At 69.7% G+C, this 15,991-nt stretch carries 13 protein-coding genes; 6 read left to right on the top strand and 7 right to left on the bottom strand.

The annotated features are described in order from the left end of the window. The first annotated feature begins 35 nt into the window (after nucleotides 1-35). Nucleotides 36-827, top strand: a complete 792-nt coding sequence (locus tag NUT86_RS32605; RefSeq protein ID WP_274738862.1) for a TRADD-N-associated membrane domain-containing protein — start codon at nucleotides 36-38, stop codon at nucleotides 825-827. Here NUT86_RS32605 and NUT86_RS32600 read toward each other — a convergent pair. From NUT86_RS32600 to NUT86_RS32585, 4 genes are all read right to left on the bottom strand, one after another. Beyond that, on the bottom strand, nucleotides 773-1,438 hold the full coding sequence (locus NUT86_RS32600; RefSeq protein WP_274738861.1) for a hypothetical protein: 666 nt from the start codon (nucleotides 1,436-1,438) through the stop codon (nucleotides 773-775). The two genes, NUT86_RS32605 and NUT86_RS32600, sit on opposite strands and share 55 nt — an antisense overlap. 318 nt (nucleotides 1,439-1,756) lie before the next feature. Further along, nucleotides 1,757-2,416, bottom strand: coding sequence for a response regulator transcription factor (locus NUT86_RS32595; protein ID WP_266444448.1), 660 nt, complete (start codon nucleotides 2,414-2,416; stop codon nucleotides 1,757-1,759). Next, the gene (locus NUT86_RS32590; protein ID WP_274738858.1) at nucleotides 2,404-3,669 is read right to left on the bottom strand and encodes a sensor histidine kinase; all 1,266 of its coding nucleotides are present in this window, start codon (nucleotides 3,667-3,669) and stop codon (nucleotides 2,404-2,406) included. Before NUT86_RS32590 ends, NUT86_RS32595 begins: the two co-directional genes overlap by 13 nt. 399 nt (nucleotides 3,670-4,068) lie before the next feature. Beyond that, the gene (locus NUT86_RS32585; protein WP_274738857.1) at nucleotides 4,069-5,430 is read right to left on the bottom strand and encodes an erythromycin esterase family protein; all 1,362 of its coding nucleotides are present in this window, start codon (nucleotides 5,428-5,430) and stop codon (nucleotides 4,069-4,071) included. Between the two features lie 653 nt (nucleotides 5,431-6,083). Here NUT86_RS32585 and NUT86_RS32580 point away from each other — a divergent pair. After that, a complete protein-coding gene (locus NUT86_RS32580) occupies nucleotides 6,084-6,620 on the top strand; it encodes a phosphate-starvation-inducible PsiE family protein (RefSeq protein ID WP_026170216.1) in 537 nt (178 codons plus the stop codon). A gap of 332 nt (nucleotides 6,621-6,952) precedes the next feature. Then, the gene (locus tag NUT86_RS32575) at nucleotides 6,953-8,767 is read left to right on the top strand and encodes an APC family permease (RefSeq protein WP_266444437.1); all 1,815 of its coding nucleotides are present in this window, start codon (nucleotides 6,953-6,955) and stop codon (nucleotides 8,765-8,767) included. A 216-nt stretch (nucleotides 8,768-8,983) separates the two neighbouring features. Here the strand turns inward: NUT86_RS32575 and NUT86_RS32570 are convergent, their stop codons facing one another. After that, a complete protein-coding gene (locus NUT86_RS32570) occupies nucleotides 8,984-9,433 on the bottom strand; it encodes a DUF1931 family protein (protein ID WP_018092870.1) in 450 nt (149 codons plus the stop codon). Between the two features lie 404 nt (nucleotides 9,434-9,837). Here NUT86_RS32570 and NUT86_RS32565 point away from each other — a divergent pair, with 404 nt between their 5' ends. Both NUT86_RS32565 and NUT86_RS32560 read left to right on the top strand, forming a co-directional pair. Continuing rightward, the gene (locus tag NUT86_RS32565; RefSeq protein ID WP_234017661.1) at nucleotides 9,838-10,197 is read left to right on the top strand and encodes a hypothetical protein; all 360 of its coding nucleotides are present in this window, start codon (nucleotides 9,838-9,840) and stop codon (nucleotides 10,195-10,197) included. A gap of 385 nt (nucleotides 10,198-10,582) precedes the next feature. Beyond that, a complete protein-coding gene (locus tag NUT86_RS32560; protein WP_274738854.1) occupies nucleotides 10,583-12,784 on the top strand; it encodes an FUSC family protein in 2,202 nt (733 codons plus the stop codon). 101 nt (nucleotides 12,785-12,885) lie between these two features. Here NUT86_RS32560 and NUT86_RS32555 read toward each other — a convergent pair whose 3' ends face one another. Further along, complete coding sequence (locus NUT86_RS32555) at nucleotides 12,886-13,530, bottom strand: MEDS domain-containing protein (protein WP_274738852.1); 645 nt, start codon at nucleotides 13,528-13,530, stop codon at nucleotides 12,886-12,888. 20 nt (nucleotides 13,531-13,550) lie between these two features. Then, entirely contained in the window at nucleotides 13,551-15,251 is a 1,701-nt protein-coding gene (locus tag NUT86_RS32550) for a PucR family transcriptional regulator (protein WP_274738850.1), read from the bottom strand. A gap of 219 nt (nucleotides 15,252-15,470) precedes the next feature. Between NUT86_RS32550 and NUT86_RS32545 the strand changes: the two genes are divergently transcribed. Next, nucleotides 15,471-15,959 carry a general stress protein gene (locus NUT86_RS32545; RefSeq protein ID WP_159485312.1) on the top strand — a complete coding sequence of 163 codons (489 nt, stop codon included), beginning with the start codon at nucleotides 15,471-15,473 and terminating at the stop codon, nucleotides 15,957-15,959. Nucleotides 15,960-15,991 lie beyond the last annotated feature (32 nt).

The raw sequence follows: 15,991 nt of genomic DNA, 5'->3' as shown, positions 1-15,991 counted from the left end.
TGGGGTGGTGGTGTCGTCCATCTACCATCCTCGCCATGACGCTGTGCATCCGGCCTGGCATGGCTGCTCACGAGCAGTCGTTTGCCGCGACGCAGCATATTCGGCGCAATGAACAGCTAGCCTGTCGGCACGAACGCGCCCAGGGGGAGGCAGTGGCAGGGGTAGAAATCTTGGCGGCGGTTGCAGCTCAGGCTGCGAGTGTGGCGGCCCGGGATGCCTGGAGGAGACTTCAGGCCACGAAACAGGCCCAGGCAGCAACTCCCGTGCCAGAAGCCGATATTACGAAGGCAGGTCCGGAGAGAGCAGGCGAGGAATCCGGGCAGACAGTTCCCCTCCCGCTTCCGGTAGAAGTGCCGACGGCACGGCAAGACCCACTCTCTGACGTCCTGGAGACGTACTACAACAAGGTAGGTCGAAGGGCTGACGTCAGCTTCTTCGCAGCGATCATTGCCGCAATCCTGGGTTACGTGATCATCGCTGCCGGGATCGCGGTCGGCATCTATCGCTCGGACGACATGGCGCTGGCTGTCGTCATGACCGCCGCCGGCGCCTTTTCGCAAGTGCTGTCGTTCTTCTTCTTCCGGAATCGGGCGGAAGAGAGACGCATGATGCTCCGAGTACTGGCTGACTTGCGTGACGACGCAGAGAAGAGTGTCCGAGCGGCACGGTCACTGGCACTCATCGAGCAGGTACAGCAGCCACTTCTCCGGGACAACTTGACGGCGGCCGTTGCTCTGGAGCTGAGCGGCGCTTCTGCGGACCTGAAGGATATTCACGACTCCATGAACCTCTTCAGCGACGGAAGCGCCCCCGACTCCCCGCGCTGAGGAACAGCAGCATCGGTCGGCGTCGGCCTTGACCGGCGTGAATCCGTGCCCGTACGGGTCGGCGGCCCGGGTGCGGGGAGCAGCTGCCGAGCGCTGCTGCGAGACGGCGATCCCGAGACCATCCCCGCGGGCGCGGGGATGGCCCCCCGGCCGGACCGCGCGGTGACGTGCCGGGGCCTGCTCCCCGCGCCCGCGGGGCAGGTCACGACCTTCCATATTCCCGCCGTGGTGTTGTCTTGAGTGTCGATCCTCGGGTTCATGGTCAGGGTGAAGGTGCAGGTGGTCGTGGTGGCGCTGTGGGCCACGCAGTCACCGGTGCCATTGTCGGGGACCACGAACCCGTCGGGGTCGTCGGGCATTTTCTGGCCGGGCCCGTGCCACAGCGAGGGGACGTTGTAGTCCTCCTTTATGCCCGAGTCGTCGGTGGCGGTCACCGTCATGGTGAAGGTTTTCGTCTTCGTGGTGCCCAGGACGATGTCGGACCCGCCGTTGACGACCACCTTCATCGTGGTGTCGCCCACGACCTCGTCCGCCTGGGCGGCACCCGGAACAGCAAATGCGGACAGCGCCAGGGCGCTGGCAACGGCGGCCATGGTGGTGCGCTTATGCATAAGTGTGTTTCCCCCACACTCTGGTGGCCCCGGGGCGCCCCGGGGCCAAAGCTGGCAAGACGCGTCCGGCGCTGGGGAGTCAGATCACCCGGGCCAGGGCGGCTTGATCCGCCTCGGCGGCGGCGCGGACGGCACCGAAGACGACTGCCGAATCCCCGGGACGGTTGCAGCGCAGAGAGATCCATTCTGATGCGCCGCCACCACATCTGGCGGAACACCTGTCTTGCGGCCGAGCTGCCACCACCGTGCCTAGCTGCGCGACCTCTTACGGTGCGCTCCAAGCCACTGACCTGCCGGCGGGGGCCCGCCGCACCGGTTTCAGGCCCGGCGGCGGGCGTCCTCGAGGTAGTGGAGGACGGCGGCGACGCGCCGGTCCAGTCGGTGGGTGGGTGAGAGGCCGAGTTTGGCGAAGATGCTGCGGATGTGCTTGTGGACAGCGCTGTCCGTGACGACGAGCCGTTCCGCGATGGCGTTGTTGCCCAGCCCCTCGGCCATCAGGGCGAGTACGTCCCGCTCGCGAGGGCTCAGCCGGTCCAGCCGGGTGTCCTGGCGGGACCGGGCGAAGAGCTGCGTGATGACCTCGGGGTCGATGGCGGTGCCTCCGGCCGCCACCCGCCGAAGAACGTCCAGGAACTCCTCCACCCGCCCGACCCGTTCCTTGAGCAGGTAGCCGAGGCCGCCCACGCCGCCGGTGAGCAGTTCCGTCGCGAAGGTCTGCTCGACGTACGCGGACAAGACGAGGACGGCCAGGCCGTGTTGCCTGCGCCGGGCCTCGACCGCCGCGACGATCCCCTCGTCGGTGTGGGTCGGTGGCATCCGCACGTCGAAGATGGCGACGTCCGGTCTGTGTGCGTCGATGGCGTCCAGTGCCTCGTCGGGGGCGCCCGCGGTGGCCACGACATCGAGGGACTCGGCGCGCAGCAGCAGGGCGAGCCCCTCGCGCAGCAACGGGTCGTCCTCGGCGATCACGATCCGCATGGAAGATCCACCTCAAGGGTTGTCGGGCCGCCGGACGGGCTGGTCAGGGAGAGGTTGCCGTCGTGTGCCGCGATCCGGCGGCGGATGCCGGTGAGTCCGGAGCCGCCGTCCTCGTCCGCCCCGCCCCGGCCGTCGTCCTCGACGCACAGGTGGAGACGGCCGCCGCGGCTGCGCGCCGTGACGGTGGCGTGGTCGGCGCCGCTGTGCTTGGCGATGTTGGTCAGGGCTTCGGCCACGACGAAGTAGGCGGTCGCCTCGACGGAGGCGGCGCACCGCTCGGGTACGTCGACGTCGATCCGGCAGGGCACCGCGCAGTTCGCGGCCAGCCCGGAGAGTGCGCCGGTGAGTCCCCGGTCGGCCAGCACCGGAGGCAGGATGCCGCGCGCGACCGCACGCAGTTCGGCCAGCGCCTGCTCGGCGGTGGAGTGTGCGCGTTCGAGGACTTCGTCGGCGCCGGCGAGATCGCGGGCCACCATGCGGCGGGCGGCGCCGAGCAGGATGGTGACGGAGACGAGCCGGTTCTGGGTGCCGTCGTGCAGGGAGCGCTCGATGCGGCGCAGTTCGGTGGCATGGGCGTCCAGGGCAGCCGCGCGCGTGGCGGTGAGCTCGGCGACGCGCAGGGACAGGTCCGTCTCGGGGCCGGCCACCAGGAGTCGTCGTCCCGGGCGGGCCTGCAAGCGCGCCATGCCGGGGGTGAGGCCCAGGATGACGGCGGTCCAGCCAAGGCCCAGCAGGCCGACGGCGACCGCGGCCGGCCAGGATTGCACGTTCCCGAGCCCCAGCGACGTAGTGGCCACCTCCTCGGGCGCGAACCGCCACCACAGCGGGAAGGTGCCGTCGCGGAGGGCCGAGATCGGCAGCAGGACGCCGAGCACGCCCAGGAGGAACCCCAGAGTGGCGTGGCGGACCAGCCAGCGCAGCTCCCGTCGTGTGGTGGGGTCGACGAGGGCGAGCCGCAGTTGCGTCGGCGGAGGTTCCGGGGCGACGACTTCGGGACCCCAGCGACCGAGCCGGTCGCGCTCCCGGCCGGCCAGAGCGTGCAGCGCGCGCAGTACGGCGGGTGCCATGAGCAGTCCCACCCCGATCGGACCGGTCACGGCGGTGACGGCCAGCCAGAGCAGCACGAACAGGGCCGAGAGGGCACTACCGAGCCCGGAGGCGAGCTGTCTGATCGCGGCGGTCGCGGGCCGTACGACGATGTCTTTGAAACCCGCCCGCGGGCCACTGGCTGCCGCGTCCTCCCGGATCGCCATCAGGCCTCCCTCCCCTCCCCCGCCGCGCGGACGACCTTATGACGCGGCCGGCTCGCCGTCCGTCTCGGGGTCGGGGAGTACGGCCTGCTGTACCTCGAACCGGGCGGTCTGCGGGATCGGCCGGGAGGGGTGCTCATCCATAGCGTCGGCCGGCGGCTGCTGGTGGACTGCCCGCGACGCCGGGAACGAGGAGGCCGAGCTACCGTCGAAGCTGCCCGCGCCAAACAGGCCGACGAGCTCCTTGTAGTCGGTAGGCAGCGAGGTCCCCGGGCCGGCCTTCGGCAGCGGCCCGGTCGACGCTCCCGCGCGGCCGGGGGCGTTCCGGCGGACGGCACACAGGGGAGGCCGGTCTCCCCGTAGGTCAGGAAGCGTCGAGCGGCTCGTGCCGGGGCCTGGCCGTCACGGCATCCGCTTGTCTGCCTCCCGGACTTCGTGAAGGTGAATGAGGACGTCGAAGGACTTCGCGATCGCGACGTCGCGCGGCTTCACGGGGAACTGTGTGCCGACGCCGAGCGTGGGCCGGGCGACGTTCAGCCAGGCCCGCGCGGGGGCCGGGGCGTTGCGGACGTCGAGGTAGAAGTCCCGGTAGCGGACCTGGTCGAGGGTGTGCTCGTTCCTGCCGGGCTCGGCGCCGTCCACGGTGAACTTCTTCCAGTCGCCGCCGAGGGCGGCATCCTTCGACAGGAACGAGCCCTGGTTGAAGGTGAAGCCGATGGGGAGGTAGTTCTTGCCCATCGTGTCGCGCAGGAACGACCCCTGCGTCTTGGGATAGAGCTCGGAATAGCCGGCGACGTGGCCGACGTGGTCGTTCTGCGCCGACAGCAGGATCTTGTGGCCGGTGCGCTGCTGCCACCAGGTGACGTTCTGGGCCATCACCTCGTCGCGGAAGCGCTGGAAGGAGGGCAGCGTGCCAGGGTCGTCGGGGTTCATGGTGAGGAACTTGGCGGTCTGGGCGATGGAGCGGGCGTTCTGCTCTGCCCATTCGAACGCCTCTCCGCCGGAGCCCTTCTGACTGCTGATCAGTTCCAAAGCCTGCTGTGCCTTGGTGGCGAGTTGCTGCCGTTGCGCAAGCGGCTTGCCCAGGTAGGCGAAGACGTCGTCGATCGGGCGCAGGCCGGTGTAGAGCTCGTTGAGCCGCGGCAGCGCCTCCGGGTGGTTCTGCCGCACATAACCGGTCACCCGGCCGAAGAACTCGTCGCTCACTGCGGGGGCGCCGATGTCGTCGCCCATGAAGTGGACGGTGCGGCCGGGGTGGCGGCGGTTGTAGTCACGCATCCACTCGATGAGGCTCACGAACTCCTCATGGTCCCAAGGGGTGTTGGTCAGCGTCTCCTCGGCGATCTTGCGGGCGTCGCCCTTGCCGGTCTGAAGGTAGTCGTCGATCTGGAGCCCCGCGGACCAGCTCAGTTCGAGGGCGAAGGTGGTGAAGCCCTTCTCCTCGACGAGGTAGCGGAAGACCCTCTCCTTCATGGTGAAGAACTCGTGGGAGCCGTGCGTGGCCTCGCCGAGGCCGACCACCTTGGCGTCGCCGATCATCGAACCCAGGGCCCGCAGGTCGGCCGTGCTCCTCCCGGGCTCGGTCGAGCGCAGCGGGTGGGCCGTCTGCTCCAGCGCGCGGACCGGGTTCTGCTTCCCGCCTGCCGTGTCGGCCGGGGCCGCCTGGACCGCCTGGACCGCCACAGGAGCCAGGACCGCTCCCGTCGCGATCACCGCCGTGACCAGCAGCCCCCGCCGGCTGATGCGCTTACGGTGCCTCACCATGCTATTTACCCCTCAACTTGCGTACGGCAACTTGAGAAGGATCATCACTCGCGATTCCCTCGCCCCGCGCTGGTGGCAGCCACCGAACTTCTCCGGGTGGCTACCGCCCGCTGGAAGCGGTAGTAGGGGGTACCAGAGCGGGGCGGACGTGGCCGCCCAGGCCCCGCACCGCGCGGCGCTCGCGCCTGGAATCTCCCCGGGTGCCGTATGGCCGACGACGGGGGAAGCCAGCGGCTCTTCGTCCTGCGCGGTCTGTTGCCTGACGACGCCGACCACCGCCTGTCGCTCCCGGCGCCGCAGATGCCGGGAGCGGCAGGCGGGCAGTGAGGTCAGTGCGACCCTGTGCTCGGGGTCGGCCTCGGTGCTGACCGGATTGCGCTCCGCCCGGCTCGGCAGGTCGGTGGGAAGACGCCGATGTCCCAGTCGCCGTCCTCCAGACGGGTGCCGACGATTTCGGCCACGTCGGACACGTCGACCGGCTCGTCCGCCACCAGGGGCGCCGTCACGGTGTCCGCCCGCCAGCGGATGCCCCTGCGATGCGGCGGCGCAGATCCTCGCGCCTCGCCCCTACCCCCAGGCTGCCACCATAGGGAGGGTCCGCCCGTTCGCCCGTTCGGCAGCACGCCGCGCCTGCGGGCCGGGGCACCCCTAGCATGCTGACTGTGCGCCCCATTCTCCCGAAGATCGAGGGCGGCCGGGTACAGGGCCTCCTGCAACTCATCGAGGACGGCATCCACCTCGTCGTCGCAGCGTTCCTCGTAGTGCTCGCGGGGCTCCTGGCCGTCGGGGTCGTCCACGACGTCATCAGGTCGATCCAGGGGCCGTACCGCGAGGATGTGGTCGTTCTCTCCGCCCTGGACAACGGCCTTGTGCTGTTCATCGTGGCCGAGCTGCTCCACACCGTCCGCCTCACCATCAGGAACCAGACCCTCGACGCGGAGCCGTTCCTCGTCGTCGGCCTGATTGCCGGCATCCGCAAGGTGCTCATCGTGACGGCCGAGGCGGAGAAGTCCTTCCGGTGGAACGTCGAGGGGATCGAACTCCTCATCCTGGCGGGGCTGATCCTCGTGATGGCGACAGCGGCGTACGTGTGGCGGCGCTCGACGCGGCCGGGAGACTACTTCCCGCTCCAGGAGGCGGGGCGCTCCCCGTCGCCGGCGCCGTCATCCACCCCGGTGCGCGGGTCCTGATCCGTCACCTTCCGCCTCCACGGCCGCCCGCACCCGTTGCTCCTCGCGAGCAGAGCCGACGTCCCGTTCCAGGGGTGTGCGGCTCACGGCCGTCGCGAGGTCCTCCAAGGCCCGTTTCTCCCGCGCCCTGGATGTCCGCCAGGTCCAGAACCTGTGCCTGGCCGTCCTCCACATCCCACCCGTCCAGCGCGGTGGGCGTGCAGGTCCCCGGAGACTCTCCGAAGCTGGATCAGGCGGCTACCTCTCACCGAAATGGAGACATCATGAGCATTGCCGTTGTGCCACGGCCCGGCATGGGTGGGTGCATCCGCCACATGAACGAGTGAGTTTCCGTGACCCTCGGGCTTGCGCCCAAGAAATCGCACCCCAAGGTCCCACGGCGTCACGGCGAGGGCGGAAAGTCCCACCTGACCGTGCTCCAGGGGCTGGCCGCCCTATCACTGGACGCCCTCAGCTCGGTCGCGTACGGCCCGGAGGCCATCGTCGTCGTACTGGTGGCCGCCGGTTCGGGCGCACTCACGGCGATGCTGCCGATCACCCTGGTCATCGCCGGGTTGCTGGCCGTCCTGGTCGTCTCCTACCGCCAGGTCATCGCCGTGCACCCGGACGGCGGTGGAGCCTACGCGGTGGCGAAGAAAGATTTGGGCAGAACGGTCAGTCTGATGGCCGCGGCCAGCCTCATCATCGACTACGTCCTCACCGTCGCCGTCAGTCTCGCCGCCGGCGCCGCGAGCCTCGCATCGGCCTTTCCCGTCCTTTCCGATCATCTTCTGGCCGTATGCCTGATCGCGCTGTTCCTCCTCACCGTCGTCAATCTGCGCGGCATCGCGGACAGCGCACGGGTGCTGATGCTGCCCACAGTGCTGTTCATCGTCAGCGTGATCGGTGTCATCGTCGTGGGGCTGTTCCGGGCCCATCCCGCAGCCACGGTCGGAACGTCCCAGTCCTTCCCCGCCGTCGAGGCGCTGGGCGTGCTCCTGGTGCTCAAGGCGTTCTCCGCCGGATGCTCGGCGCTGACCGGGGTGGAGGCCATCGCCAACGCCGTTCCGATGTTCCGCCAACCACGCGTCAAGCGGGCGCAACACACCGAGCTGATGCTGGGGTTGCTGCTGGGCGCCATGCTCATCGGGCTGTCGTTGCTGATCCGCAGCCATCACGTGGTGCCACGCGGCGGTGTGACGCTGCTGGCCCAGCTGACCGCCGGCGCCTTCGGGACCGGCTGGCCCTACTACGCCATCAGCCTCATCGTCACTCTCGTGCTGGGCATCGCCGCGAACACCAGCTTCGGCGGCCTTCCGGTCCTGATGAGCGTCCTCGCCAAGGACGACCGTCTCCCTCATCTGTTCGCCCTCCGCTCGGAGCGGCCCGTCCACCGCTGGGGCGTCGTGGCACTGGCGGTGCTGGCCGGCGTCATGCTGGTCGTCGTCAGTGCCGACACCCAGCGCCTGATCCCGCTCTTTGCCATCGGCGTCTTCGTCGGCTTCACCATCAGCCAGATCGGCCTCGTCCGGCACTGGAGCGTGGAACGCCCCGACGGCTGGTTGCCCCGTGCGTTGGTCAACGGCGTCGGGGCTGTGCTGACCGCCGTCGCCGGAATCGTCCTGCTCGCCACCAAGTTCCTCGCCGGTGCCTGGATCGTCGTCCTCACCGTGCCGCTGCTGATGCTGCTGTTCTCCCGGATCGAGCGCTATTACACGCGCGTTCGCGACCAACTCGGACTGGACGGCACCCCGCCACGCCCCACACGAACCCACAGTCTGGTCATCGTCCCCCTGGGCAGGGTCGACATGATCGCCGCCGCCGCACTCAACGCCGCGTCCTCACTGGGCGATGAGGTCGTCGTGGTCGCCGTCTTCGACGACCGGACGAAAGCAGACGCCATGCGCGCCGACTGGGCGCGATGGAACCCCGGCCCACGGCTCGACATCATCGACAGCCCTCAGCACTCCCTGGTGCATCCAGTCATCGGCTATGTCGAGCAGGTCGCCCGCAACGGCAGGCAGGTCGCCGTACTCATTCCCCAGGCGGAACCCCTGCACGGCCGCTACCGGATTCTCCAGAACCAACGGGGCATTCTCATGGCCGGCCTGCTGAGTTCCCGCACCGACGTAGTCGTATGCCTGCTCAAACTCCAGTTGGATCTGTGACCCCGTCACTCACGTGACGGCGCCCCCGCCTCCAGTGGCACACCATCAAGTTCCCTCATCACGGAGAGCCATTGATTCTCCGAACCTGCCACGCATGGCGTCGCTGTCTGCCGTGCTGCGGTAGCCACAGCTGCGCGGCCGCCGCTCGCCAAGCCGGGCGGGGGCGGGTGGCTCTGGCCCCTGGAGGGGCGACCTGCGCAATCCGGGCAGAGCCGGCTACAGGAGCAGGTCGAAGATGGCGGTCGCGCCCTCCCAGTGCTTGGTCTGGGGGTTTTTGACGTCGGGGTACATGATCTTGAAGGTTTCGGCGAGTGCCACGCTCAGCCCGCCGATGATCTCCGGGTACCGGGCCTCGGTCTCCTCGCTGGGTGCCCGGTCGAGCAGGGGGTGCGCGGCCAACTGCTCGAGGATCGGCTTGAGCTCGACCTCCTCGTCCAGCTGCCGGAACCGGTGAATGCTCTCCTGAAGCCCCTTGGTGATCGGTAGATCCCACGGTTCGACGATGTCCCGGTCGTTCGCCTTGGCCGCGGCCTGGGCGACGAGCAGGAGGTCGTAGAGCTTGCCGTCGACGAAGTCGCTGTACCGCTTCAGATCGTTCTTGTCCACGTCGAGACTTGCGGCGGCACGGAAGAACCTTTCGAACCTGGACACGCCCATCACGGTCATGCCTTTCGCCTCCTCGCCCTCGGTGACTACCCCACACCGGCGACTGTCCGCCCACCGGCGCGCAATGCCCAGTTCCAGGATTCCAGACACCTCCGGGGCACGCCTGCGCATGCCAGGCCGAAGCCGTGGCGCTTATTTCACCTGACAGGCCAAGCGATCGGAACGTCCCCGGAATTGGCCGTGAGAGCCGCCCGTCGGCGGCGTAGAATGGCGTGAACAAGAGGACGCGAAGCGTTACCTCGCCGCATGAGCCATGGATGCTCCGGACCGGCGGATACCGGCGGATCATCCGCCGCTGATACAGGGGCACACAGTCAGGCAACGGAGCGTTATCCCCTCCCCCCGGTGAGCGCCATTCCCGGAGGATTTCCCGTAGTCCCGTGGCACGGCAACGCGTGGGAGGTGTGAACCTCGTGGTGGTGAAGTTGAACGCACGAGCCTTTGAACACGCGAAGAAGCTGGTCAGGGAACGGCAGGTGGTCCTCGACGACCGGGACGAGTGGAGCGAACACCGCCCCTCGGCCGAGGAGGAGAACCGCTACCTGGAGCAGCACGGCTTCGCCGAATACCGGAAGTGGTACCTCGGCGAAGACGACGAACAAAACGAAGAGAACAAAGGCCGGTACAAGTTCCCCTATGGCGACTTCGAGAAAGTGCACCGCTGCGGAGTCCTCTCCGCGGAGTCACGCGCCGGGCAGTACAAGTACACCGACATAGAGGTTGCCGTGGCTCATGTGCACGGAATGCTGGAAGAACTTTCCTGAGCCGGACTCACGCCCCGCCTGCCGTCCCCGCACCGCCCTGGGCCAATGCACCCGCCCCGCGGTCTCACGTTGAACCGGCGGCAGTTCGGGAGCGAGCAGCCAACCGCTCCCCGTTCTACCGTGCCTCGCCGAACCGGAAGGCGGGCATTGGTGTCCCACAGTCCGATTCGCGCGACGCGCTCACCAGGCGGCGAACAGCCCGGGAAGTACTACGGCCTGGGCGAACACCCGGGACAGCGGCACCTGGATCGGCCCCGTCTGGTGGCCGGCGTTCCCGCCGGCCACCTCGGTTCGTTCCCGGGCGGCACCGCGTGGTAGCTCACGTGGACGGGTGCACGGTGCGGCTGACGGCGGACGGCCCCGGCCTCGCCCTAAGCTCGGCGCCGTGACGTGGCTGCGGGCGCTGGGGCTGATCGTGCGCTCCGGACTGACCATTGAGAGGACCCGGCTCGAGCCGCTGGTCGCACTGCGCGCCGCGGCCGGAGTGGCAACCGTGATCGGGCTCGCGCTGTGGCTTGTCTCCCCGGCCTATGCCGCGTCCGCCGCGTTCGGAGCCTTCTCGGCCGGCACCGCCACGTTCCAGCGGAGTTGGCGCCCGCGCAAGGTGCTCGCGCTGGCCGCCGGCGCGGGCCTGGCGCTCAGCACCTTCCTGGGATATCTGGCGGGGGCGCACCCCGTGTCGTTCCTCCTGCTGCTCGCCGTGTGGTCCTTTGGCGCCGGAATGGCCTGGGCCGCGGGCTCGACCTCCGGGATCGTCGCGGCCACCACGATCGGCATCATGCTGGTGACCATCACCCTGCCGACCACCGTGGTGCAGGCGCTGGAGCACGCCGCGGTGATCGCCTTCGGCGGGGTGGTGCAAGCGACGCTGATCCTGCTGTTCCCGATCCGCCGCTGGGGAGCGCACCGGGATGCGCTCGCCTGCGCCCTCGCCGCCGTGGCCGACTACGCCCGGCGGCTGCGGGACGACCCGGTGGCCCCCTTCGCCCCGGAACCGATGATGACGGCCCGCGACGCCGCTGCGGTCACGCCGTGGCAGGCGCGCCGGCGGCCCGCCGCCTTGCACGGCCCCCGCGGCCTGGCCGAGCGCATCCGCCCGGTCCTCGCCTCCCTCGCCGACCCCCGGGTCGGCGCTCCGGCGGAGGGGCCGGAACGCGACCGGGCGCGGGAACTCCTGAAGGCGGCCGGCGAGGTGCTGGACGCCGCTGCCCACTCGATCCGCCGCGGTACCCCGGTCCGGGTGCCCTCCGAAGCCATGGAGGCCCTCCGGGGCGGGGAGGAGGAGGTGCTGCGGGGGCCGGCGCGGCTGGCGGCGGTGCGGCTGTTCGATCTGCTGCGCGAGGTCGTGGAGACCGCGGACAGCGGCGACACTCACGCGGCGAACGCCCCGGCACTGGTGCGTCCGACCATGTTCCGGATGGTGCCGGTCGTGCTGCGTGCGATGCGCCGCGAGCTCACCTGGGACTCGACTGTTCTCCGGCACGCGGTACGTCTCGCCGGGGTGGCTTGCCTCGGCTACCTGCTCGGCAATGCGCTTCCGCTGGGCCACGGCTACTGGGTGCCGATCACCTCCGTCATGGTGCTGCGGCCCGACTTCCACCAGACCTACTCCCGTGCTGTGGCCCGGTTCTCCGGCACTCTCGTGGGCGTCGGCCTGGCCACCGGAGTGGTGCAGTTGGCTCACCCGGGCGCATATCTGTCCGGCGGGCTGGCCGTGATCTCGGCCGGGTTGATGTACCTGCTGATGCGCACCGGGTACGCGGTCTCGCAGTCCTTCGCCGCAGCGTATGTCGTCTTCCTGCTCGGGATGGGGGGCGAGGAGTGGCACCAGACGGTGCGGGACCGAGTGCTGCTGACCCTGCTCGGCGGTGCGCTCGCGATGCTGGCCTATGTGGTCTTTCCGGCCTGGGAGACCCCGCGGCTGCTGGACCGTCTCGCGGACTGGCTCGCCGCGAACGGGCGGTACGCGGCGGCGGTGGTCGGCAGCTACGCGGATCCCGGCGGCGGGCATCGCGCGGAAGTGCGGCAGGCACTGCTTGCCGCCCGTAAGAAGGAGGCCGTGTGGGACGAGGCTTTCGAGCGGGCCAAGCAAGAGCCGGTGAAGCATCGTGGACTGACCCGCAGTGCGGCCCAGGACGCGTATGGGGCGCTCAAGTCGATGGGGCGGGCGGCGATGCTTCTGGAGGCCCATCTGCCGGGGCCAGGGGTGCGGCCCGTCCCGGAAGCCGCACTGTTCGCGGCGGCCCTGCGGGCGGACACCGCGCGGGCGGCCCGGGACGTACGCGAGCGGCGGGCCCCGGGATGGGAGCGGGTAGCGGCGGCTCTCGACGCCTGGGAGGGCGCGGACGACGGTGATGATCCGGTGGTGCGGCGTGGCGCGGAACTTTTGCTGGGGGCCCTGGAGGAGCTGACGGCCGCGCTGGGCACGACACCGCTGGAACGGGATGTCGAGCCGGTCCGGGAGGCGCGGGAGAGCCGGCAGGAGCGACCGGCGCCGGGGGAAGAGGCGGCAGACGCGGAAGAGGAACAGGAACTCCGGCGGGGGCGCGGTGACGGCTCGGCTCCGCCACCCAAGGACGTCGGATAGGCAGCGCCTACGTTCCGTGCGGCAAGCCGGGGTTTCGTGCCGGAACCGGGCGGCGGGATGTGCGCACGGCCGGAGCCGTGAGCGGTGAGCGGTGAGCGGTGTCAGGTCTCCCCGGAGGCCGGTGGCCCGGTCTCCTCATCGGGATCGAGGAAGTACGGATTTTCCATGATCATGCCGTTCAGCCAGACCTTCGGATGGGCCTTGACCAGTGGGACGATCAGGTCACTGTGGAACATCTCCAGGTCGTACATGCACATCCCCACCTGCGGATACGACCGCAGCCACCGGGTCGCGCGCATCTCGTACCGGACCAGGTCCTGGACGAAGGCGGGCCGCACCAAGGGCTGGGCCCAGCTCATATCGGCGGCGAGCCGGGCGCAGGTGCCGTCGTCGGACGGGACCATCTCGTCCGACCATGCGGAGAGCCGGGCCAGTGTGCGGTCTCCGTCGAAGGTCCCGTCCCGCAGATACTCATCCGGGCCCCTGATCTGGAGGTTGTTGCCGCCCCGGCCCACCGCGGGGGCGTGCGAGGCCAAGACGTCGCGAAAAGTACGGCCGTCGCCCTCGGTGCCCAAGAGGAGGCAGATGTGCCCTGCACTCAGGCCCTCCGCCAAGAAGGGGGTCATGAACTGGTCCCGCTCGGCACGCCCCCGGTACAGGGCACAGATGTGGTCGCCGGGAGTCAGTGGTACTCCGCCCAGGTGAGCGACAGCGGCCACGGGAGCGTCCGCTGTCCGCCGGTGCATCGCTCGCCTCCTGGTCAGGGTCAGCCGCCCAGGACTTTCCACACCCGGGTGGCAACGTGCAGGTTCAGCCGGCTGTCGACGGCCCCGAGGTCACTGCCGCTGACCTCGCGGATGCGCTGGAGCCGGTAGCGCAGGGTGCTGCGGTGGATGGCCAGGGCGGCTGCCGTGGCGTCGTAGTTGCCGCCGCACTCGAAGTACTGGGAGAGGGTCTGGACCAGGTCCGAGTGGTGTGCGGCGTCATAGTCCAGGAGCGGGCCGAGCCACTCACGGACGAACTGCTCGACCTCCCGGTAGCCGCCGCCCGGCCCCAGGATGCGGTAGAGACCCAGTTCGTCGAAGGTCGTGGCGCCGTGGGGGGACTGCGAGCGCTGGCGGACCTCCAGGGCGCGCAACGCTTCCTGGAACGAGCGGGGGATCTCGCTCGGGGTGTCGCAGCGGCCGCCCACACCGATCGAGCCGGTGGGCGAGCCGAGTTCGCGGCCCACCGCCTCGTGCAGGGCCTTCGCCTGGGGACGGCCTTGCAGTACGAGGACGGCCATCCCGGACCGTCTGGCCAGCAGTGACCGCATCCGCAGCCCGGCTGCCGACCTGCCGACCGCTTGCACGAAGGTGTCGTCGGCCGGCCTGCCCGTCCATTGCACGACGGCGAGATAGTGCGGACCGTGCAGGTCATGGCCGACGGCGGCGGCCCGGGCGTAGGCGCTCGCGTCGTCGGTGCCGGTGATCAGGTCGTCCACGAGTTCGCGTCGTAGCCGCAGTTCCACCTCGGCGAGGTTGCGCAGATGGGCCAGTTCCAGGGCCAGCGCGGTGCTGGCGTAATCGAGGGCGAACCGTTCTTCCTCGCCGGCGCCTGCTTCGGGGTCGATCAGGGCCACGGTGCCGAGGACCTCGCCACGGTGCTGGGCCAGCGCGATGACCTGTTCCGCCACCCGCACCGGCCGCTGTCGGCGGGCCGCATCCTGCAGAAGCTCTTCGTGCGGGGTCGCCTCGGGTTTGGGGTAGGGGTCGGGGCGGCCCGGGCCCGCCCAGGCCCGCAGATTGCCGAAGCGGTCCTCGATGGCGACCGGGTAGCCGGTGAGCCTGTGGAGGGCTTCGGCGATGCCCTGTACGCCGTCGTCGTTCGCGGAGGCGTCGCTGAGCATCTCGTGGACGGAGCGCTGATGCTCCAGTTCGGAGACGGACGTGGTGAGCCGGGCGTTCGTGGCCGCGCGGTCATCGCTGAGCTGCCGCAATTGCTGTTCACGGTCGTGTTCCGTGCGCCGGGCCATGGCTTGCGTCAGGGCCGCCGCGGTCTGCTGAGCCAGGACCCGCAGCAGGAAGTACTCGTCATCGGTGGGCCGGGACGGTGCGCTGACCACCAGGTGGCCGATGGCGTCCGCCGTGCTGCGCAGCGCGAGGCTCCAGCCCCATTCCCGGTCCGGCACCGTGACCGGCCCACCCTGACCGCCCAGTCTCCGGACCTGGGCATCGAGGTGGGGGGTGGCGTCGGGCCAGTCGGCGGGTGTGCGGGTCAGGCCGTTGTCGAGCGTGAGGTAGGCGGCCTCGGCGCGGCACGGACCGAGGGTGCCAACGGCGGTGAGGGCCCGCGTCAGGACGTCACTCTCGTCCGGCGCGTCATTCATGATCATCGAGAGCACGAAAAGGCTGTACAGGTTCGCCAGGTGCTCGCGGCCCCAGCTGGTCCGTGGGGACCGGCCCGTCGTGCCCGAGGTCGTGGCCATGGTGGGATCAAGGGCCTTTCTACGGGACTCGCCCGGGATCCACACTACCCAACGACGCAGATCTTGTCCGATATGTCGGCCTCGCAGCTCACCCTGGCAGACCGAGATTCCCTACGGATTTCGGCCTCGCAGGCGCAGGCCGCGGGTCGCCCGCGATGGCGAGACTGAAGCGGTCAGCCGTGAACCAGTAGCAGTGGCGTGTCGTCGGGAGGAGCGGACATGAGCCAGCAGGATCGTCGTCCCATCGCGTCCTACCCCACCTACGCGGAGGCGGAACGCGCCGTCGATTACCTGTCCGACCAGGAATTCCCGGTGGAACGAGTCGCCATCATCGGCCACGACCTGCAACTCGTCGAACAAGTTGTCGGCCGTGTCGGCCCTGGCAGGGCGGCGCTCAGCGGGGCCGCGTCCGGAGCTCTCCCCGGTGCACTGATCGGCTGGCTCTTCGGCCTGCTCAGTTGGCTCGACCCGGTGCTGTCGTCGCTGTTGCTGGCCCTTTACGGGCTGATCTTCGGCGCGGTGATCGGCGCGCTGCTCGGACTGCTTCTGTACAGCCTGCAGCGCGGGCGCCGCGACTTCGCTTCGGTCAGCGCGATGCAGCCGAGCCGGTACGAGGTCGTGGCGGACGCCGAGGTGGCCGATCAGGCCGCCAAGCTGCTCAACCGGCTCGGGAGCGCGGCGGCCGGCACCACCGCCACGGAGAAGTGAGACCCCGCGGCACAGGGCGCGCGAACACTTCC

This window comes from Streptomyces sp. G7(2002), from assembly GCF_028870195.1.
GTDB lineage: Bacteria > Actinomycetota > Actinomycetes > Streptomycetales > Streptomycetaceae > Streptomyces > Streptomyces nigrescens.
This window is presented reverse-complemented; position numbering and strand designations above follow the sequence as displayed.

Bases quoted from the DNA above. Each gene is read 5' to 3' on its own strand.
- NUT86_RS32605 (WP_274738862.1), top strand. From the start codon at position 36: ATGACGCTGTGCATCCGGCCTGGCATGGCTGCTCACGAGCAGTCGTTT.
- NUT86_RS32600 (WP_274738861.1), bottom strand. From the start codon at position 1,438: ATGCATAAGCGCACCACCATGGCCGCCGTTGCCAGCGCCCTGGCGCTG.
- NUT86_RS32595 (WP_266444448.1), bottom strand. From the start codon at position 2,416: ATGCGGATCGTGATCGCCGAGGACGACCCGTTGCTGCGCGAGGGGCTC.
- NUT86_RS32590 (WP_274738858.1), bottom strand. From the start codon at position 3,669: ATGGCGATCCGGGAGGACGCGGCAGCCAGTGGCCCGCGGGCGGGTTTC.
- NUT86_RS32585 (WP_274738857.1), bottom strand. From the start codon at position 5,430: ATGGTGAGGCACCGTAAGCGCATCAGCCGGCGGGGGCTGCTGGTCACG.
- NUT86_RS32580 (WP_026170216.1), top strand. From the start codon at position 6,084: ATGCTGACTGTGCGCCCCATTCTCCCGAAGATCGAGGGCGGCCGGGTA.
- NUT86_RS32570 (WP_018092870.1), bottom strand. From the start codon at position 9,433: ATGACCGTGATGGGCGTGTCCAGGTTCGAAAGGTTCTTCCGTGCCGCC.
- NUT86_RS32555 (WP_274738852.1), bottom strand. From the start codon at position 13,530: ATGCACCGGCGGACAGCGGACGCTCCCGTGGCCGCTGTCGCTCACCTG.
- NUT86_RS32550 (WP_274738850.1), bottom strand. From the start codon at position 15,251: ATGGCCACGACCTCGGGCACGACGGGCCGGTCCCCACGGACCAGCTGG.
- NUT86_RS32545 (WP_159485312.1), top strand. From the start codon at position 15,471: ATGAGCCAGCAGGATCGTCGTCCCATCGCGTCCTACCCCACCTACGCG.